We start from the raw sequence: 19451 nt of genomic DNA, 5'->3' as shown, positions 1-19451 counted from the left end.
AACGGAAGCTTCTTGTAACAGATCATAAACGCCCGTTTGTGATCTGTTACAAACCCGCTACCTTCACCTACCAGCACGTAAACTACCCCATGAAACACTTTCGCGAGTATTCCGCTGCCATGCAGCAGAACATTGCCCAGCAGATGCGCGCCCAGGCCAAGGAGAGCGGTTCGATTAATCAGTGGGTAAATGCCCTCTACATTCTTAATCCTGAACTGAACGCTTATCCCAACCACCCGGCCCAGGTAGTCGGCGAGGTCACCCTTATGGTACACGACAACAACCAGAAATAATACCTATCCCCAAACACCCCCAGTATGTATGGATCAGGAAACCTTATTTAAGACTATACGCAACCGGGAGGTTGTCCTGTGGGCTGGAGCCGGGTTTTCAAAGTATGCCGGCTACCCCATGGGCGGCGGCTTGGTACGTCACCTGTTTGATACGCTCAGCAAAGCCCAGCAGCAGCAGGCCCGGGAGTATGCCCCCTCGCTGGATGCAGACGGTTATCCTAACATGCCGCTACCTGCTTTTGCCAGTCTGTTCGTCAACCTGTTTAACGGGCGCCTGCACGAGTTGCGCAAAGAGGTAAAGGCCGTATATTCTGCGCGGCCCAAGTCACTAAAGACTCATCAGCAGGTGGCTACCATTCCTTTCTTCGAGCATATCGTTACCACGAACTACGACTCGCTCTTTGAGCAGGCGTACGGCCAGGATAAACTTCACATTGTTACCAACGGTGAGCAGATACCGTATCAGGAACCAAATAAACCTACTCTGTATAAGGTGCATGGCAGCCTGGAGGACTTGAACCGTCTGCTGATCACGGAGGAAGACTACCGGGCATTTTACTCCAAGGCCGACCACCTGCTGTGGGGTGCCATCCAGGCGCTTATGGCGAGTAAAACTCTGCTCTTCGTTGGCTACGGCCTGGAAGACCCGAATGTACTGGTCTTATTTGAGCGCATCCTGGATGCGGTAAAAGGCAATATGCGCGGGGCCTACCTAGTTTCCCCCAATTTGAGTCAGCTCCGCATCGACTGGCTCAAGCGCCACAACGTCACCTACATTCAATCTACCGGGGAACAGTTAATTGCCGACCTGCTGCAGGACCTGAAGGATACTGCGGTACCCGCCTTAAAAAAGGGAGGGATTGAACTGGGGCCAACGACGCAGTTCCTGCGTAATCTCGGGCTTAACCCAACGATTAAGACCAGCGAGAACGGGTATCATATCTCGCAGCTTACTGGAGTACAGGGAGAGGTAGCGGGGCAAGTGACCCTAACCGTTCGCGAGGACGGGCGCGCATCGCTTACTCAATTTCAACAAGGGTTGTCGGGCCTGGCGTATCATATAGGTCCTTCCCAACTGGTTGATTTTGAATGGCGGGTAGGGGGCGTAAACCTGGGCTTGGAAATGGGCTCATTGGTGTTTGTACGCTCCCATACCATTGAGAAAACAGTTGATATTGAGTTTACCGGAGGGCTCTGCATCCGCGATGCCACCTTACGCATCTACTCCAGCCCTGAGCAGGTAGACTTTTTGGTGTACACGGATCTGCACAAGGTTCAGATCCGTGTACCCAAGAAGAACATTCACGCGAAAGGCTTTAAGTACTCGGCTACAGTTTCTCGTCGGCATCGCTATACTGATTCAGTTGATAGTGGCCTGCTACATGCCAGAATTCTACAGTCATTAGGCAGGGGGGAAGGAATCGCTTTGTATGAAGATGGAGAGCGTATCTGGAGCAAGGAGGAAACACCTCGGGGCCTTCCTTTTATCAAACAAGGAGAAAGCTTAGAGAGGAACATGCAGACCCTTCAGGTAGTGGAGAAGGGGTTCAACATCCGATTTCGACGGTTCAAGCTCACAGGCGACGACATAGACACAGCGGCGGAACTGAGCTATATCTTGCAGATGAAAACGCGGGTATCCAAGGCGTTTAAAGGGTACGTCGATGCTGTGGTAGAAGATCCTTCTCAACTCCCTGAATCTCAGGACCAGGATGTTGTTGTCCACCAGCAGCTAGATACGACTTATACGCTGCTGGGCTGGAAGCTCCGCATCGAGTACGAGGCAGCGCATGTGCTAAAGCAGGCACGGTATAAGCGAAGAGGCAAGGACAAGACCGCTTACCGCATTACCAGTGCCACTCGTGAATTACATACGCTGTACGGACCTGAGCAAGCCACTAGCGTCGCGGAAGCAGGCAAGCCCGAACCAATTCAGCGCCTAGATAAGATCGAGATGGAGACTTTACATGGTGACGAATCGGAGTAAGCCATGCGTACCTACATTGCCTACTACCGGGTAAGCACGGCCCGCCAGGGCGCCAGTGGCCTCGGCCTGGAATCACAGCAGTACCTGGTGCAATCCTATGTGCCAGCCGGAGGGCGACTGCTGCAGGAGTTCATCGAGGTAGAGTCCGGCAAGAAGAACAACCGGCCCCAGCTCAAGGCCGCACTGGCGGCTGCTAAGCAGCAAGGCGCCACGTTGCTCATCGCCAAGTTGGATCGCCTGAGCCGCAACGCTGGCTTCATCTTCGCGTTGCGTGATTCCGGAGTCGACTTTCTTGCCTGCGACATGCCCGATGCCAATACGCTCACGGTTGGCATCTTTGCCGTGATAGCCCAGCACGAGCGGGAAACCATCAGCAAGCGCACGAAGGACGCGCTGCAGGCGAAGAAGGCGCGGGGCCAACAGCTAGGCAGCCCCCAGAACCTAACGCAGGAAGCCCGGCTGAAAGGGGCTGCCGCTCGCCGGCAGCAGCGCCAGCGCACGCCGCAGAATCAACAGGCAACCAGCCTCGTGGTTCTGCTACGCGCCCAAGGATTGACGTTTCGTCAAATCGCAGCGCATTTAAACGCAGCCATGTTTCGTACAGCCGCCGGAAAAAAATATGCTGCTATGACGGTTCAGCGGCTCTTTCGTTATTCATCAACAATAGCAACAGGTCAGCCCGGTCCTGTTAGTAACCCACTGTAAAACAGATGAATATTTAATCTGGTGAGCGACTGAGTCTAGTATATTAACTTCCTGAACTTCTTGAGGAATTTTAAGAAGCCTAAGAACACTTGATTCTTTAACTTCTTTGACTTGCTAAACATGTTAGACTTCTTTAAGAAGCTAAACATGTCAGACTTCTTTAACTTCCTCAGGAAGCTTGGCAGGTGACAGAAGTCGAGGAAGTTTTAATTCTTTATTATTGCTGTCAGATCAAGCGTGTGCTGCACCATGAAGATTATTGTATTTGCTAACCACAAGGGGGGAGTCGGAAAGACTACGTCTACGCTTAGCGTGGCTCAAACCTTGGCACGTGACGGCTACCGCGTGCTCTTAATTGATTGCGACGCCCAGCGTAATCTTTCCCTTGCCTTCCGCTTGCCGGCAGGCTATCCGGATCTAGGATTGGTTTTAGAGAAAAAAGCTCAGTTGACCGACGTTGTCCTGGCGATAGAGGAACACTTGCACTTAGTGGCCGCTACCCCGGATCTGGACTATCTGGAAAAAATGGTTGGCCAGCAATTAGGCTACGAGAGTATCCTGCGGAAGGGGTTGGCACCTCTGCAGGACCAGTATGACTACTGTCTGATTGATACCCCGCCTTCATTATCTGCCCTTACGTACATGGCGCTGGTAGCTTGTAACGCGGTATTTATTCCGTGTCAACCGGAATACTTTGGGTACGAAGGGCTCAATAAGCTCATGCAAGCCTGCGAGCGGGTGAAAGACCTCTATAACCCCAATCTGACTATAGGAGGTATTTTCTTTACCAAGTACAGTAGCCGCTACCGTAAAAAGCTTCATCATGACATTGTGGCCCTGATTGACTCCAAGTATTCTGAGGCCAAGCTGCTCATGGAAACCACTATTCGTGAAAACGTTTCGCTGGCGGAAGCTCAGATAAAGAAGCAGAGCATCTACCGGTGGGCGCCCGAGAGCAATGGCGCCACTGATTACGAATCGCTTACCCAAGAAATCATTGCCCGAGTATGAGCAAGCAGAGCAAGAAACCAAATTTTGGGGATGACTTGGATGCCTCGGCGCCATCGCTAACGAATGACGCGCTCCTATACGGGGTAAACCGGAGCATCTTACCGCAGGTAGCCCCAACCCCTGCTGCTTCGTCCGAACCGGAAACTACTGCTTCCACTTCGACGGAAGAAGAATGGTTGAAATTCAGCAGCTTTCTGCGACGCAGCACCTACGTTCGCTTAAAGCAAAGTGAGTACTGGGACCGACTGGTGCTGAAGAAAGCAGTTGATTCAGCACTTTGTGCTTTTCTAGACACGATGGAAGGAGCTGATCGGCCGCTGCCAGAAGACGAACAGTATCGACTGAATGGCAAGAAACTCAAATAGTTACAGTATAAAAAAGCATAAAAAGCGCCGCAAAAATTTTCGCTTATTACTTTTTTTTGCTTTTACCGCGACCGTCTTTTCATGCCTACAAAATCGCCCTAAACAAGCTAGCTGATTACCTATACTATATTAGTAATTACAGGAGCCGTAACGGCCTGATTATATGTATCATGGAATGGAATAAGCCTACAAAATCGCCCTTTCATGCCTACAAAATCGACGATTAGCGCCTACAAAATCGCCCTTTGACGCCTACAAAACCGCCTTGCTGCCTTCCTTATGCCTACAAAATCGCCCTTGGTTCCGATTGTTGACAAAACGGTTGCCCAGCACAATGCGCTCATTAACGCAAGGTTCAGTTTTGTACCTCTGGAGATGCGATTGTTTATTTCTTTACTCACGCGTATTGAACCGGGAGACGAGCAATTTCGGGAACACTTTGTACCGATGGCTGAGATAATTCATGAACGCACGGGAGGCTCAGCGTATGATGAGGTAAAGCAAATGTGCAATAACATTACCTCCCGGCGGCTGTATATTGAAAAGCTGATTGACACGCAACAGGGTACTCGGAAGCGGAGCAAAAAGCCTGACTTCGAGTTTATCCCCTTGATGGCGAAGGCCGCTTACGAAAGCGATAGGGGAGGGGTGGTAGCCTCGTTTAACCCCCTGATTATGCCTTATCTACTACAGTTGCGGGAGAGTGGTAACTTCACTCTTGCGCAACTTGAGCAGCTCAATAAGCTGAAGAGCTTTTACTCCTACCGCATCTATTGGCTGCTGAAAGAGTATGCCACCTTCAAAGAGCGGACAATTACAATTGCTCAACTCCGTTTCTTACTAGATCTGCAGGAGGGAGAGTATCCGCGCTTTAATAACCTGCGCACCCGCATTTTGGACAAAGCCCAGACTGAGATGCAATCGACGGATATGCCGTTCACTTACGAGCTGCAGAAGCAAGGCAAAGTCGTCTCGGAGGTAAAATTTCTACTGGCTGCTCCAGCTGAGGGAAAGGTTATGCCTACAAAATCGCCCTCAGCCGAAGTGCCCGCTTGGGCTCAAACTTTGGCAGAAATAGGGGTCGGCGAAAAAAGCTTGGCCGTGGTCCGCCAGCAACTGGAATCTGGTGAATACGAGGTGGACTATATTGCCTATGTAGTACGCATTGTAGCGAGTCAGTTCCGCAAGGGCAAAATCAAGAAGCCCGCAGGTGCTATCTACAAGGCTTTAATTGAAAAATATCTGTTGGCGGATTACCAGCAGGCAAAGACAGCCGTTAACACAAAAAGGAAGGTAGAAACTCCAGCGCCCTCTATTGCCTCGGAAGTATCCTTTCGTCTAAGCGAGGTACGAGAAATGTTCGAAAATCCCGGGCCTTATGCCCAGCGACAGAAGCAGGCAGACACGTTCGAACAACATTTACAGCAAGTATATTTTCGCGATGGCTTCAGAATAGAAGATCGAGAAGGGGAGCAATGGCTTGTCAAGCACAACGAAAAGCTGTAACGTATTCTAGAGTGCTACCTCTACTTATTCCCGATTTTCAAATAAGCGGCCATTATAAATTACAAGAAGTGAACTATACATTTCAGTCCATATACACTCTCCTAAATTAAATGCGGCTGCTATAAATCGCACATGACACGTTTTGATGTGTTAGATCACTAAATCCGGCAACTATTCAAGCTGATATGACACCGAGTCTAAGGCCGAGCTATAAATTGTCTAAGCATTGTGTGTAAGGCACTGTCTCCAGCCGGTTGGTACAAGGATCCATGCCCGCCGGCCGGAACAGTGGCCTGTCTTAAAAGTTTGGTCCAAAAATCGCATTTGAAGCGGATGCAAGCATTTGCTATGCAGGACGCTTAATTAATTCACCGAGTTACTTACTGCCGTTAACGACAAGAGCCACTTCCTTTGAAAGTGGGGTGTTGTTAAACAAATAGGGTAAAACCTCCGAGTCTATGGCTAACAGGGGTTCTTCTTCCCAAAGGGCGGATCTACACGCTAAGCACTTTTTAGCTTCTGGGCGTAATTGTAGACGGTGCCATAGGCCAGGTCTAACTGCTTGATGACTTGATTCATAGATAAGCCTTCGCGCAGAAGCTGCGCAATGGCCTCCTGCCTAACCTGCGCCAGCGGGGGGCGGGCCACGTGTTTGCCCTGGGCTTTGGCCCGGGCCATGCCGGCGCGCACGCGCTGGCTGATGAGCGTGCTCTCAAGCAGGGCCAGCGAGGCCATGACGTGGAACACCAACTCGCCCGTGGGCGTGGTGGTGTCGATATTTTCCTGGTAGGAGACGAAGTCCACCCCTAGGCTCTGGAATTCCTTCGGCGCGTTGACCAGCGCCTGGGTCGAGCGGGCAAAGCGGTCGTAGCGCCGGACCAGCACCGCGTCGAGCTACCGGTTCTTGGCCGCCACCATCATCCGTTTGTACTGAGTTCATTCCTCGCTGGTACCCGAGGCCTGGTCCACGTATTCATCGACAACGGCAAAGCCGCGGCGCTGGGCGTACTCGCGCAGCGGCTGCAGCTGCGTTTCCGGGGCCTGCCCTTTGTTGAGGGTGGAGACGCGGGCATAGAGCGCCACGCGGGTGGGCTGGTCGGTCGGGTTGGCGGGCATCGGAGGTTATCAAAAAGGAGTTCCTTGTTGATAGGCAGCACGCACCCGCTCTACAGCGTAGAATCAGTCTTTCTCAGGCAGTACTATAACCCTTTTTGCTAACCGGGCTTAGCGTGTAAATCCGCCCTTTTGGCAAAAGAACCCCATTAAGAGGTGAAAAGCGTAGGAGGGATTATGGTTTACACGCAACATCTATGTGCCCAATGTGGCAGCGAACCTATTCGGCGCAATGTTCCGAGCCAAGGGCATGCCGAATATCAGTGTAAAGCCTGTGGCTACCAAGCGCGTTTTACGCCCGCTGCTGTCGCCAAAGCCGCCCAATATGCCCAGGTGGAAAAACTGTTACGTAGAACGCAACTCCCAACGTAGCATTGTGCACGCCACGGGCGTGGCGCGCGTGACGGTGGCTAAGCTGCTAAAAAAAGCGCGGGCAGCTTCGCCCCCGCTGCCCCGACTGCGGCGGAAGAAGTTTTAGAAAAAACGCTGTAAAGCGCATAAGGTCTGGCTCTTGCTTGCGGTCGAACGCGCCAGTCGGCGCATCGTGGCGTGGGTTTTGGGCAACCGCAGTGCTCAAACGGCGCAGCGGCTGTAGCAAGCCTTGCCGCGTCGCTACCGCCGCCACTGCTGGTATTTTACCGACCGCTGGAATGCCTATACAAACGTGCTGCCCCGCTGGCGACACTGCCCGTATCTGAAAGGCGAAGGGCAAACCAGTATTGTCGAAGCTAGTAATTGCTCCTTACGGCAGCGGTGCGGTATGCTGGTGCGCAAATCCTGCTCCTTTAGCAAAAGTTTGGCAATCCATACTGCCCGCATTAAAATCGTTATCGATAACTACACTCTCACCTTAAATTAAACCACCACCCAAGAAACAACTGCTGTAGCTACCGGTTCTCCCCACATCACCTTAAGCAAAGCGAGGCCAAACGAGGAACATCATGGAGAATATCGAAAATAAAGTAGTCGTCATCACGGGCGCTAGCAGCGGGCTGGGCGAAACTACGGCTCGCCATTTGGCCAGCAAAGGTGCCGCCGTAGTGCTAGGCGCGCGCCGCCTCGAAAACCTGGAAAAAATTGCTGCCGATATTCGCGCCGCAGGCGGAAAGGTAGAGATTCTGCAAACCGACGTAACCAAAGCCGAAGAAGTAAAAGCCTTGGTTGATAAGGCTGTAGAAGCGTTTGGTCGCCTCGACGTTATCATCAACAACGCCGGCCTGATGGCCATTGCGCCCATGAGTGCCACCAAGGTGGACGAGTGGAACAGCATGATTGACATCAACATCAAAGGCGTGCTCTACGGTATCGCGGCCGCCTTGCCCGTGTTCGAGCAGCAAAAGTCCGGGCACTTTATCAATATCTCGTCGGTGGCGGGCATCAAAGTGTTCAGCCCCGGCGGCACCGTGTACAGCGGCACCAAATACGCCGTGCGGGCCATATCCGACGGGCTGCGCCACGAAGTAGGCGGCAGCATTCGCGTCACCAGCATCGAGCCCGGCGCGGTAGAGTCGGAGCTACAGCACGGCAGCTCGCACGAGGAAAGTGCCAAGGGCGTGGTAGAGTTCTACAAACAGGCTATTCCAGCGTCGTCAGTGGCCCGGGCCATTGCGTTCGCCATCGAGCAGCCCGCCGAGGTAGATATCAACGAAATTGTGCTACGCCCCACGGTGCAGGAGTTTTAAGCACGTCGTCCATATCTGGTAGCTCAAAGCGCCTGTCAGGTTGAGCTGGCGCAGCATCTTCCGTTAGAAATATGATTTCTCACGCGAAAAAATGCTGCGCCAGCTCAGCCTGACAGGCGCTTTAATATAGTAGGTAGGCTGGCTATTTTAGCAGCTCGTGCAGCGCGGTCTGCATCGAGAACGTCCGGTTGCGCGCTTCCTGAATGATAAGTGAGCCCGGCGCATCGAGCACCGCGTCCGAAACTTGGCCTTGGGTAAAAGGTTGGCACAAAAGCTAAACGGGCTGGCCAGTTCGTGCTGAGCATCACCGGCGTGACAAGGCCCGGTCAATACATGTCAGTCATGAGGAGCATTCTCGAGCGCATTCCAGTTCGCGGGTGGCGACGCAGTCTGTTGCGTATCGCTTCGGCAACTGACCTGCTCCCATTTACTGGGCCGGTTGAAAGTGGAGCATCAGGCATTCTGAAGCTCGACAGTAGTAGCCGCAGCCACTACCTCATCGGGCGTTAAATTCTGTAGCGAGCTGTGCGGTCGGAAGCCATTGTATTCTTGGCGCCACTGCTCAATTTTATCTTGCGCATCGGTCAGCGATAGAAACCAATGCACGTTCAGGCATTCATCGCGGAAGCTGCCGTTAAACGACTCAATGTACGGATTATCGGTCGGTTTGCCCGGCCGAGAGAAGTCCAGCGTCACGTGCTGGTCGTAGGCCCAGCGGTCGAGGGCCTTGCTGATAAACTCGCTGCCATTGTCGACTTGGATGCGCTCAGGTACTACGCCTAACTGCTGCTGTAAGCGCTGCATCACGGCCACGACATCTTCACCTTTCAGCGACTGCCCCACGTGAATGGCCAGGCACTGGCGACTAAAATTATCGACTATCGTTAAGGCGCGGATTTTGCGGCCATCGAAGAGGTTATCGGCCACAAAATCCATGCTCCAGCTCTGATGCAGGCGGCCCAGTGGGAGACGTTCTAGCCGGTGGGCCGCGGCCCGATTGCGCCGTGGGCGCTTGCTACGCAAGTTCAAGCCTTCCAAGCAGTAAAGACGATGCACGCGCTTATGATTGTCTAGCCAGCCTTCCCGGCGTAGCAGGATATAGAGGCGCTGACTGCCGTAGCGCACTCGCACTTGCGCCAACTCCCGCAAGCGCTGGCGCAAAACGGTATCATCGCGTCCACGTGCTTGATAGGCGAAGCTCGCGCGCTGCAAACCAATGACTCGGCAGGCGCGCCGAGCGGAAATGCGGTAAGCGTCGATTAAGTGGTCAGCTAAAAGTAACCGTATACTCAGTTCCGACTCTGGGCATGAGGTAGTCGAGCTTGTCGCGTAGGGTTTGCTCGGTGCGATAGTCGTCCGGGGTGAGCCAGTAGTGCTTGCAGCGGTGCCAGAGGATTTCGATCAGGTTCAGCTCGGGGCAGTAGGCAGGCAGGAATTGTAAGCGCAAGCCGCGCGCGGCCCACACTCCGTGGCGGGCCTGCACGCAGGCGGCGCGGTGCACCGAGGCGTTGTCGAGCACGAGCACGGTCGGACCGGACAGCGCTTGGCTGTACTCGTCCAGCGCGGCCACGAATAGGTCGGCCGTCAGCGCGCCGGGCAGCACGTAGCTGGTCAGCGGCTGGCCCGGGGCCTTGGCCTGCCACAAGCCCAGCACGGTGTGGCCCCCGCCGCCGCGCTCGGCCGGCAGCGCGACCGGCGCCTGCCCGCGCACCTGCCAGGCATAGGGCACCGGCGCCAGGCGTGAGAAGCGGCACTCGTCTACGTACACGACCCGCAGCGCGCCGGCCGCTTCCAGCGCGTGCAGGGCCTGGACCTCCTGCTGAAAAAAACCGAACAGCACCGCGTCGCGCCGCGCCTTGAGACTACGCCGGGTGCGCTTCCAGCTATAGCCCGCCCGCCGCGCCAGCCGGCGCAGCGTGCCCACGCTTACGCGCACCTGCAGGTCGGCTGCCACGCGGGGCACGAGCCGGCGTAGCTGCTGGGTGGCCGACCCGAGCCAGGCGACTATTTTTTTTGCGCCGCCGGGGCCAGTTTGGGCGGCCGTCCGGCGCGCCGGCCCTCGGCTAGCCCCGCCAGGCCGGCCCGGTGCCAGGCCTGCACCCACCCGTGTACCGTCGCGTAACGCACGGCAAACAGCGCGGCCAGTTGCGGCAACGTCTGGCCCCGGTGGTGGCCCAGCACGGCCAGCGCCCGCCGCCGCATGCGCGGGTGCGGTCCGTGCTGACTGCACGCTTCCAAACACGTCACTTCTTCCGAACTCAACTCGGTGGCAGGTCGTCGCATGCCGCAAGCTACCAATTGCGCACTATACGCTTACTTCTGTATGGCTACTTAAGCAGCCATTGCCAGGGGCTCCGCTGACAATGGCCGAAAGCCAGGGTACTGCTGCCGGAAACAGTCTTCCCACTCTTCGTTGAGCACCTTCGTGCGGGCCTGTACGAGCAAATGCGCCCCTTTCCTAGTCCACTGCATCTGCTGGCGTTTGACCATGCGCTTGGCCAGCACCTGGTTCACCGCCGACTCGACAAACCCAGTCGAGACGCGTTCGCCGTATCGCTGGCGCTCCGAGTAGTCCACGATGAAGCCGCTGTTCTGCTCCACGTAGGTGTGAAAATCAGCAATTAGTCGGGTCAAGGGCTTCAACTTGCTGTATTTACGGGCCATGAGCGTGTCGTCTTGGTGCACGGCCAGCAGGTCGTCCAAGTCCAGTATCTTGTCCAAGGCCCGCTCGGCGTTGCCGTGCCAGAGGTGCCACTTGATGCTGTGCAAGCGGTCCTGAAACGCTTTGCCACCGGCCGCATCGACCTGAGCAAATCCCAGTGCGTACTGCTGCAGCACCGTCAGGCGCATGGTCAGGTGAAACCAGTCCAGGATGTGGGTGGACTCCGCGCTCAGGTAGCTGGTCAGCGAGCGCAGCACCGCGGCGCCGTCCGTGAAGAATTCTACCGACTGATTCGCCTGTAAGCCCTGCGCGCGCAACACCTCAAAAACACGTCGGCGCGGCTTGGCGTCCACTTCCTGCACGAAGCCGAAGCATTTGGCGCCCCCTTCGGCGGGAATGCTTTTGCCCGCAATCACCTCGAAACAGCCTTTTTTATGCCAGTGCCGGACGTAGCCGCCGTCGAGGCCGACCACCAGCGGGCGGGCCGGGCACGGCAAGGCCTCGCGCTCGAGTTGGCAAACGCCGTGAAAAGGAGCCACTTCCTGCGGCAGCAGCTGTTCCTGCGCCTCGACCACGGCGTGCAGGTGCTGCTGAATGGTCGTGCCCGATAGTTTCGCACCCAGGGGCAGCACATCGTGGAGCAAATCGGCTGTTTTCTGGTAGGGAATCAGGCTGGCCCACTTGGTTTCCAGGTACAGCCGCTCCGGCGTCACGTGCTGCGGAAACAGGTGCTGGAGGGGGCTGAAGGTCTTCGGTCCCGCCTCGGTGGGTGGCCGATAGTAGCGCGGGCTGTCGACCGTGACGTTGCCGAACAAGGTTTTCAGCTGGAGCGAGTAGCTGCCTTTCTTCCGTAAGCCGACGGGCTGATGTAGCTGCAGGTGCGTCGCTATCTGCTGCCCTATCATCGTTTGCTGAATGCATTGCAGCAGCTCTTTCGATTCGGCCAGCGTCAGGCCCACGCTGGCTAAGCTCAGGTCTTCCCGGCTCCAGGTGAACACGTCTTCGAGCAGGGGCTCGTTGCCTTCCGAGAGGCATGCGACCAGTTGTAGTTTGAATTCCATGGCATTGGGGAGTTAGAATTAGAGCAAGGCTTTCACTTTACGAACCGTGTTGATGGCCACGTCGCACAGCTTGGCTGTGTTACGTACGCTCAGGCCCGCCCGCAGCTGCCGGGCGACGGCCGCATACTTTTTCAGAAAGACAGCTTTGTCTTCCGTTGCGCCTACCGGGCGGCCAATCGTGACGCCTTGCCGCCGCGCTTCGTCCATGCCGGAGAGAATGCGTTCGCGCAGGGTCTCGCGCTCCAGGCGGGCAAATTCGGCCAGCAGCGTGAACAGGAATTGCGCAACCGGATTCCGCTTGCCGTTTTTGAGCGTTTCGATCCCAAAGTTTTGGACGTAGATGCTGACGCCCAGCTGGGTCAGTTCCTCAACAATCTGCAAGACTTCCACCGTGGAGCGGCCCAGGCGCGAGACTTCGCTCACCAATACTTTCTGAATGGCGCCCCGGCGGCTCAGCGCCAACAGCTGCTGAATTCCTTCCCGGTCCTGATTCCTTTTCGCACCACTAATCTTCTCCGCAATCTCGGCCACGACCTGGACGGCCTGACTCTGGGCCACAGCGCGCAGGTCTTCCACCTGCCGCTGGTAGTCCTGCTCCTTTTTGGAGACGCGCACGAAAATGACGGCCTGTTGCATGGCGCAAAACTATCTGGGCTGTATCATAAAAACCACTTGGTTTTCCTAATACAGATGTCACGGCCGCTCAGCCGCGAAAAAGTAGTCGTAGCCACCCTGCGAATACAGAAAATCGGGGTTACCCTTAAGTTGATACACTTTCGCCAAGCGGTCGTTGACTTGCTGCCGGTCGAAGTGCTCCGGGCGGTAAGTCCAGAACCAGGTCGGCACGTCGTCGGCGAAGATGTTTTCGCCGGCCAGCAGCTGCTCCACGGCTTCGTAGCTCCACGAGAACTGGTCCAGCGTGCGCTGGTCGTAGCCGCGGGGACCGCCGACTTCCTCCGGGGGGCAGGCCCGGCGGCCACTCACGCACACCGGGTGGGCGACCAGCGCTGTTGGGGGCAGTACCTTTTCGACCCGCACCTGGTGCTGCCAGTAGTCGCCGAAGTCGTAAGTATAGGTGAACTTGTCGTTGGCTTGCCACGGGAAATCACCCAGGTGGACCCGGCGGGCATCGTCGGCAAAGTAGATGCCGCCGGCGTACGGCATCCCGTATTCCTTGCCCCAGAGCTTGAAACGGTGCAGGTGCCAATTCTCCCAGCCCATCACCACCTGGAAGACGTGATGCAGCTCCGCCAACGTCGTATCGCCCCGTACGAGTACGCGCCGGCAAATCTGAGGGCTAATACCCAGCAGATGAATCTTGAGCTGGTAGACCGCCGCCAGGCGGTCATCGCCGACAGAAGGCGGGGTAACGGGAGGGAGCATGGCGGTCACCGACAGAGAGGGGCTCCGAAGTTAAGCCAGAGAATGGTTGCCCCCCTACTGCCCCACACTTTTTGATGCTCTCCTTTTTCTGTCCGTCCTCCCTAGACCACCTCATGACCGCTGTCACATTCGTTGAACGGTCGTTTGCTAGCAGTGACGGATGCGGGCGTACTACCGTTTTAAGTGATGCAGCTGCTTGGGCTAGCACCGCTTGGTGCGGAGAATAGCGTGTATATTTACCGCATCTTATGCGGAGAATACAGCCTTATATTCATCAACTATCGGGGTGGCCACAGTTTACCTGGCAGCCGTCCGCGCTAGAAAACTTACTGGGTGCCGTTCGCCACCAGCAGGGACGCCTGTTGGGTCGGCTCGAGAGCCTGGGCTTGGAGTTACGAGCGGAGGCTACCTTGCAAACGCTGACGTTGGACGTACTTAAATCCAGTGAAATTGAGGGGGAGTTGCTGCCCCCCGCGTCGGTGCGCTCCTCGCTGGCCTATCGCTTGGGCTTGGAACAAGCCGGCCTGCCGCCGGTGGATCGGCGGGTGGAAGGCATTGTCGCCTTGATGCTGGATGCCACCCAACAGGCGACAGCGCCCCTGACGGCCGAGCGGCTGTTTAGCTGGCACCACGCGTTGTTCCCCACGGGCTACAGCGGCTTGTATCCGGTGCGCGTAGGAGCCTGGCGCTTAGGGCCCATGCAGGTCGTTTCTGGCCCAATGGGCCGGGAGCGGGTGCACTACAACGCCCCGCCCGCCGAGGAAATGGACGCGCAGATGGCGCAGTTCCTGGCTTGGTTTAATGCGCCGCTGGAGTTGGATCCCGTGCTGAAAGCGGCGATCGCCCACTTCTGGTTTGTTACCATCCATCCTTTTGACGATGGCAACGGGCGCATCGCCCGGGCCCTGGCTGACCTGCAGTTGACCCGGGCCGACGGTACGGCCCAGCGCTGCTACAGCATGTCGGCGCAGATTCAGGCCGAGCGGCAGACCTATTACGATTTGCTGGAAAACAGCCAGCGGGGGGGGCTGGATCTGACGCCCTGGCTCACCTGGTTTCTGCAGTGCCTGGGTCGAGCGCTGTCGAGTGCCGAACAGACGCTGGCACAAGTCTTAGCCAAGGCCCGGTTTTGGGAGCGGCATCGGCTAACACCGCTGACGGAGCGGCAACGACGACTGGTGGGACGGCTGCTTGATGGCTTTGAAGGCAAGCTCACTACCTCGAAATGGGCGCGCATGGCCAAGTGCTCCCAGGACACGGCTGGCCGCGACATTGCAGACTTGTTGGACAAAAGGATCCTCATGAAAGAAGGGGCGGGGGGGCGCAGCACCAGCTACCGCCTAGCACCGGAAAACTAGGCCCCGAATGAAAGACGGTAAAGCAGGTGCGAGGAGGATAGCCACAGGAGTAGTGCAGGAATCTGATTGCTATCTAGGTAGGACTTTGTGCGCCCCTTACTCCTGCTGGGACGGTGACTCCGGTCTTAGCACGAGGCGGCGCACGCCGGCAGCGGTGAAGTGATACCCACGACGGGTACGGTAGCCGGAGGCCGTGAGCTGGGCCGCCATGCGGCGGTAGTCCCACTGCAGGCGGCGATAGAGCCGCGCCAGCTCGGCCGCTTGGCAGTTGGCCAGACTCGCCTGGGCGTTGAGCTGCCGTTGCTGCTGGCCCTTGGCTCGAGCCTCGTCGGTCAGGTTGGCCGGCGTACCGAGTTGAAAGCCCCGGGCCGTCATGGCCGCCAAGGCATCCTTGGTGCGCGTGGAAATAGCTTTCGCTTCTTTCTCGGCCACGGCCCCGCGCACGTGAATCGTAAACTCGTCCGGTCGTTGCCCTTTCAAGCGTTTTGCAACAACCACAACTCTAATTCGACCACGACAGCTAGTTAATTACATAGGGGCTAATAGTAGCGTTCTGGCGGTGCCGTTTCTACCGGTGGTGCACGTCATCCTGCTGCGAAAGCAGGCGCAGCGTAAGGCGTGTGCCGCTTAACTACCTGACCGGAAAACCAAAAAATTGTTCTTGGGTTGAATTAGCAGGCGCGCAGGGTGGGAATGGGGTACTGCATCGGCTTGCTATCTTGGCGCATGGTCATCCTCATGCGTGTGTTATTAGTCCTGTTTTCTCTCCTTTTGCTGCTAGCAGGCCTGTCCTACGGTGTACATGAGGTCTTCAAATGGGACGGGCCAATAGCCGTGGTGCTGGCTTTCTTCTGGTTTGGGGCAATAATTTGGTTGCCCCTGTTGCTTTTGCTGATCGTAGCATGCCTCTGGAATCTAGGGGTGTGGTTGACAAAGCAATTCCAGTAGTTGCGAAGGCGCTAGCCTTATCGTTTCTGTAGCTGCTCCTGCTTTAGGTGCACCCGGCGACGGTAGTAGGCTTTGTGGGTTTCCAGCTCAATCATGGTATTGACTTCTCCCCAGGCTTTCTGGAAGAAGTAGTCCCAGCGGGTCTTATCGCCACCGCTTCAACAGCTCCAGAAAGGCGGCTTTTCAGGGTCGTTTTTTATCCCCGTTTAATGCAGGGGTAAAAGGGAGCTGAAGGCCCTGTATGTATCGGCATATCTTGCAAAACCAACTCTCTAAACATCGTAGCGAATGCGTCCTTTGCTTCTACTTGGTGATATCACGGGGTCTCTGGCCTTTTTGGGAAGTATAGGCGTAGTGCTAGCGATCCTGAGGCTCTGGTCTGGCATTAAATGGCAGAATTCAAGCCCCCCCGTTACGTGTGAGTGATCAAAGAATAGCTGCCCTTAGAATGTTATTAGGTTTTTGGTCTTAGCAGTATCACTCGCGTTTCTGGTATACGTGTTGTGAATGATCATCGTAGTAGAAAAGCCTTATGCTTGAGCTAAAGTTAGTACTGATGGTCCCTGCTTATCAGGACTAAGTGTAGGGACGATAGGGCCTACTACTATCGGCTTATCAGTCCTTATCCGAGGCAGCAGCGCGGGGTACAGGGGAACTCAGCCCAGCAGCAAGACGTGAATCGCTTCTACGGGCTGGTGTAGGAACTCAACCCGCCGCTGGAGCAGCAGGCGCAGCGCCAGGTGGTCCAGTAGCGTATCCGTTAGGTCAGGCAACAGGCACTGCTACGGCTGTGCACTAGGTAAGTAAATACCCTACCTTGCTTAGGTTCCCGCTAAGATAACTTGGTCTTTTACTTTGGCGGGGTAGCACATGCTGTTTACTCTTGCCCTTCTCTTGCTCATTCTGTGGTTTTATCCGCTTGGGTATTTGCTTGCTTTGGCCGTCCGCGGTTATATGCGCACGCCAAAACATAGAGAAGGCTTTGTGGTCAAAAGCTTCGTCGTCGCGGTGGCTGCTGTTTTCGTCTTTAGCTCGATTTTTGGCGCCGTCGCTGGTGTGATTATTATGTTCGGCCAATTTTTCCTAGGCCTCCTGCTCCTGCTGCTCCGGCATTTAGGAGATGATTAGCGCGGCCGCCTCTGTAAGGATGCACCTAGCGGCCTCAGTTGAAAAGTACCATATCGGCAGCACCTGACGTAGCAGAGCAAAAACTACTACTATTGCGAGGTGGGGGTATAACTCAACCTAGGATATTTACGCAACTCATCCCCTTGGTGCGTTTTGTACACGTTAAATCGTAGACAGGTTTCGTAAATTCACCATGTGCTGCCGTTACCTACTGGCACCTAGTGCCAAGCAGCTGCGAGTGGTTCACCAAATGGAGGAATTTAGTAAACGTTTGAGCCTGAGCAACGAGCGGTGCGTGGCCCGCCTACCGGCGCCTCGCTTCAACTCATGCATCCCAGGGCTCGGGGGGCTGGCGGTACCGGGTGGCCAGCAGCAGCAGTACCACAACGGTGTGCAACAAGCCCAACGCCGGCAAGGCCCATAAACTGGGCGTGGCCGTTTCCACAAACAGGGGGTCTTGGATAACCTGGGCTGTGGAGCCGTACTCCCCGCGCCCGGTACTGAAGGCCGTGATTAGCACGCCCAGCGCGGCCAAAACCATCGCATACGGCAGCCACATAAGCCACCACACCGCCCGCCGGCGCCAGAATCCGACGAGCACGGCCACCAGCAGCCCCGCGGACAGCACCACCCAGAGCAGTTGCGGAGTCCAAAATACCGCGGCCCACACCGCGTCATTGCGCGCCGCGTTCCCCGGACCCGCCGAGGCTCCAGCGGGCAAGAGCACCGCCAAAAACAGGAGTTCGAAAGAACGGCGAGGCACACGGAACACAGACGAGAAGGGGGACATACGGAAAGAAACGAAGTATTCTATCAGATCGCACAAGGCTTCGGGCGAGGAATTTTAAGCGGACTATACTGCATGGCTACGGCCTGGTGGCAGTTAGGCTACCTCATCTGATGGCACTAGATCCGGCAAGTCGATTTCCAGCTGAAACAGTCGCTCATTTTGCCGACGAGTTACTCTTGCGGGGGTTAACCGCAGGAACGTATTGCGCAAGTAGCACCCCACCGGATTACGTACGTGGGCTAGTTTACCTACCCGCCAACTGGTCGTGGTCACGTGCGCCGTAGTAGCCTGGCGCAGGGCGTAGAGCTGGGCAAAGGCAGCGCGCAACTCCAGGCCCCTGCCCAGCAGCTCCGCCAAGGTATAGGCGTCCACGATGGCTTGGCAGGCTCCCTGTCCCATGTTTGGCGTGGTCGCGTGCGCCGCATCACCGAGCAGGCAAACCGGTCCCCGGGCCCAGCCAGCCAGCGGGGCATGGTCTTTAATGGCATGAACCAGCATGTGCTTGGCGGGGGTGTGGGCCAGCAGCGCGTGCACGAGAGGGGCAAACGGCTGAAAGGTGGCCTGCAATTCGGCCGGCGTCTGTTGATGAGGCGTTTGTCCGTCACGTAAGGCATACCAGTAAACCTTACCGGGAGAAATCGGGGCGAATCCAAAGCGGCGGCCGCTGCCCCAGGCTTCCTGCAACCACCCGGCCTGCTCCGGCGGTAGCTGGTACTCGGCCACGCCCCGCCAGCAGATTTGATGGGCTTCCCGCACCACGCTGCCCGGAGCTACCCAGCTCCGGGCGAGGGAGTGCAGGCCATCCGCCGCCACGATGCCCTCCACCTGGCGGGCAAGACCATTGGCAAAATGTAGCATCGCTCCTCCCCCCGGAAGTACCTCTAGGTCTGTCATCTGGTGGTTGAGTTGCACGCATTCACTGGGTAGGTGCTCCAGCAGAATGCGTTGCAGTTCCGCCCGGTGAATGGCCAGGCACCCGCCCCCGGTTCGCTGCTCCATGTCTTGCAAATCACTGCGGGATAGGGGGCGTAGCTGCTCATCCGTTATCCGTAACTCGGTCAGGGGCTGCCCAGCGGTCTGCAGGGCGGATAACACCCCCAGCCGCTGCAACACCTGCGTGGCATTGCTGGCCAGAATGATCCCCGCGCCCACGGGTTTTAGCTCCGGGCTGGCTTCGTACACCGTGCTTTTTATCCCCTTCCGGTGCAGGGCCAGGGCCGTAGTCAGCCCGCCTATTCCACCGCCAATAATTGCGATATCCATTGCTTAAAACTTTGTTCGGGCCAGGATGGCCTTGCGTATAAAGACAAAGTAGAGGCCCCCGGCGACCCCGGGCACATTGTTTGGCGAAAGGTAATTAGCACTGGCCTTCATAAAGCTCGTGGTAGGAGCAGCGGCAATAGTGGATCGGCGCTTGGCCGGAGTAGTTGAGCGGCCGAGAGCAACCGCAGCCATCCGG

At 56.4% G+C, this 19451-nt stretch carries 20 protein-coding genes and 2 pseudogenes; 11 read left to right on the top strand and 11 right to left on the bottom strand.

What is annotated here, in order from left to right:
- Positions 1 to 89 precede the first annotated feature (89 nt).
- The 6 genes from EU557_RS23485 to EU557_RS23460 all read left to right on the top strand — a co-directional run bounded on the left by EU557_RS23485 (position 90) and on the right by EU557_RS23460 (position 5867).
- Positions 90 to 293, top strand: a complete 204-nt coding sequence (locus EU557_RS23485; protein ID WP_135532927.1) for a hypothetical protein — start codon at positions 90 to 92, stop codon at positions 291 to 293.
- A 28-nt stretch (positions 294 to 321) separates the two neighbouring features.
- Positions 322 to 2280 (top strand): SIR2 family NAD-dependent protein deacylase, encoded by a 1959-nt coding sequence (locus tag EU557_RS23480; RefSeq protein WP_135532926.1) that lies wholly within the window; start codon positions 322 to 324, stop codon positions 2278 to 2280.
- Positions 2281 to 2283: 3 nt separating this feature from the next.
- Positions 2284 to 2985 carry a recombinase family protein gene (locus EU557_RS23475; RefSeq protein ID WP_044019207.1) on the top strand — a complete coding sequence of 234 codons (702 nt, stop codon included), beginning with the start codon at positions 2284 to 2286 and terminating at the stop codon, positions 2983 to 2985.
- Positions 2986 to 3234: 249 nt separating this feature from the next.
- A complete protein-coding gene (locus EU557_RS23470; protein WP_044019208.1) occupies positions 3235 to 3996 on the top strand; it encodes a ParA family protein in 762 nt (253 codons plus the stop codon).
- Positions 3993 to 4361, top strand: coding sequence for a hypothetical protein (locus EU557_RS23465; RefSeq protein WP_125433395.1), 369 nt, complete (start codon positions 3993 to 3995; stop codon positions 4359 to 4361). The genes EU557_RS23470 and EU557_RS23465 overlap by 4 nt, the downstream gene beginning before the upstream one ends.
- A gap of 279 nt (positions 4362 to 4640) precedes the next feature.
- A complete protein-coding gene (locus EU557_RS23460) occupies positions 4641 to 5867 on the top strand; it encodes a replication initiation protein (protein ID WP_135437037.1) in 1227 nt (408 codons plus the stop codon).
- 501 nt (positions 5868 to 6368) lie between these two features.
- Here the strand turns inward: EU557_RS23460 and EU557_RS23455 are convergent.
- Positions 6369 to 6983, bottom strand: a pseudogene (locus EU557_RS23455) (recombinase family protein).
- Positions 6984 to 7305: 322 nt separating this feature from the next.
- Here EU557_RS23455 and EU557_RS25610 point away from each other — a divergent pair.
- From EU557_RS25610 to EU557_RS23440, 3 genes are all read left to right on the top strand, one after another.
- Positions 7306 to 7458, top strand: coding sequence for a hypothetical protein (locus EU557_RS25610; protein WP_167855335.1), 153 nt, complete (start codon positions 7306 to 7308; stop codon positions 7456 to 7458).
- A 186-nt stretch (positions 7459 to 7644) separates the two neighbouring features.
- On the top strand, positions 7645 to 7839 hold the full coding sequence (locus tag EU557_RS26165) for an IS1 family transposase (RefSeq protein WP_425351977.1): 195 nt from the start codon (positions 7645 to 7647) through the stop codon (positions 7837 to 7839).
- Positions 7840 to 7921: 82 nt separating this feature from the next.
- Positions 7922 to 8662 carry an SDR family oxidoreductase gene (locus EU557_RS23440; RefSeq protein WP_089334418.1) on the top strand — a complete coding sequence of 247 codons (741 nt, stop codon included), beginning with the start codon at positions 7922 to 7924 and terminating at the stop codon, positions 8660 to 8662.
- Between the two features lie 142 nt (positions 8663 to 8804).
- Here the strand turns inward: EU557_RS23440 and EU557_RS26000 are convergent, their stop codons facing one another.
- From EU557_RS26000 to EU557_RS23405, 7 genes and pseudogenes are all read right to left on the bottom strand, one after another.
- Positions 8805 to 8933, bottom strand: a complete 129-nt coding sequence (locus EU557_RS26000; RefSeq protein WP_281062615.1) for a hypothetical protein — start codon at positions 8931 to 8933, stop codon at positions 8805 to 8807.
- 182 nt (positions 8934 to 9115) lie between these two features.
- Positions 9116 to 9931: pseudogene (locus EU557_RS23430) on the bottom strand (IS3 family transposase); the annotation flags it as partial.
- On the bottom strand, positions 9930 to 10766 hold the full coding sequence (locus EU557_RS23425) for an IS630 family transposase (protein WP_125433834.1): 837 nt from the start codon (positions 10764 to 10766) through the stop codon (positions 9930 to 9932). The gene EU557_RS23425 and the pseudogene EU557_RS23430, both read right to left, overlap by 2 nt.
- Positions 10667 to 10945, bottom strand: coding sequence for a helix-turn-helix domain-containing protein (locus EU557_RS26160; protein WP_089334549.1), 279 nt, complete (start codon positions 10943 to 10945; stop codon positions 10667 to 10669). The genes EU557_RS23425 and EU557_RS26160 overlap by 100 nt, the downstream gene beginning before the upstream one ends.
- Before the next feature lie 48 nt (positions 10946 to 10993).
- Positions 10994 to 12385: an ISKra4 family transposase gene (locus tag EU557_RS23415; protein ID WP_135532920.1), complete on the bottom strand. Its 1392-nt coding sequence runs from the start codon at positions 12383 to 12385 to the stop codon at positions 10994 to 10996.
- 18 nt (positions 12386 to 12403) lie between these two features.
- Positions 12404 to 13000 (bottom strand): recombinase family protein, encoded by a 597-nt coding sequence (locus EU557_RS23410; protein WP_167855333.1) that lies wholly within the window; start codon positions 12998 to 13000, stop codon positions 12404 to 12406.
- A 78-nt stretch (positions 13001 to 13078) separates the two neighbouring features.
- Positions 13079 to 13768 (bottom strand): plasmid pRiA4b ORF-3 family protein, encoded by a 690-nt coding sequence (locus EU557_RS23405; protein ID WP_135532918.1) that lies wholly within the window; start codon positions 13766 to 13768, stop codon positions 13079 to 13081.
- A 248-nt stretch (positions 13769 to 14016) separates the two neighbouring features.
- On the opposite strand from EU557_RS23405, the gene EU557_RS23400 reads away from it, so the two are divergent.
- On the top strand, positions 14017 to 15126 hold the full coding sequence (locus tag EU557_RS23400; protein WP_135532917.1) for a Fic family protein: 1110 nt from the start codon (positions 14017 to 14019) through the stop codon (positions 15124 to 15126).
- Positions 15127 to 15222: 96 nt separating this feature from the next.
- Here the strand turns inward: EU557_RS23400 and EU557_RS23395 are convergent, their stop codons facing one another.
- Entirely contained in the window at positions 15223 to 15606 is a 384-nt protein-coding gene (locus EU557_RS23395) for a resolvase (RefSeq protein ID WP_135532915.1), read from the bottom strand.
- A gap of 1338 nt (positions 15607 to 16944) precedes the next feature.
- Between EU557_RS23395 and EU557_RS23390 the strand changes: the two genes are divergently transcribed.
- On the top strand, positions 16945 to 17202 hold the full coding sequence (locus tag EU557_RS23390; protein ID WP_135532914.1) for a hypothetical protein: 258 nt from the start codon (positions 16945 to 16947) through the stop codon (positions 17200 to 17202).
- Between the two features lie 325 nt (positions 17203 to 17527).
- On the opposite strand, the gene EU557_RS23385 is transcribed toward EU557_RS23390, so the two are convergent.
- Positions 17528 to 17965, bottom strand: coding sequence for a hypothetical protein (locus tag EU557_RS23385; protein ID WP_135532913.1), 438 nt, complete (start codon positions 17963 to 17965; stop codon positions 17528 to 17530).
- Positions 17966 to 18085: 120 nt separating this feature from the next.
- Positions 18086 to 19255, bottom strand: a complete 1170-nt coding sequence (locus EU557_RS23380; protein WP_135532912.1) for an FAD-dependent monooxygenase — start codon at positions 19253 to 19255, stop codon at positions 18086 to 18088.
- Positions 19256 to 19451 lie beyond the last annotated feature (196 nt).

Source organism: Hymenobacter wooponensis, from assembly GCF_004745865.1.
Lineage (GTDB): Bacteria > Bacteroidota > Bacteroidia > Cytophagales > Hymenobacteraceae > Hymenobacter > Hymenobacter wooponensis.
Note: the sequence above shows the minus strand (reverse complement) of the source record. Positions and strands in the feature narration are given on the sequence as shown.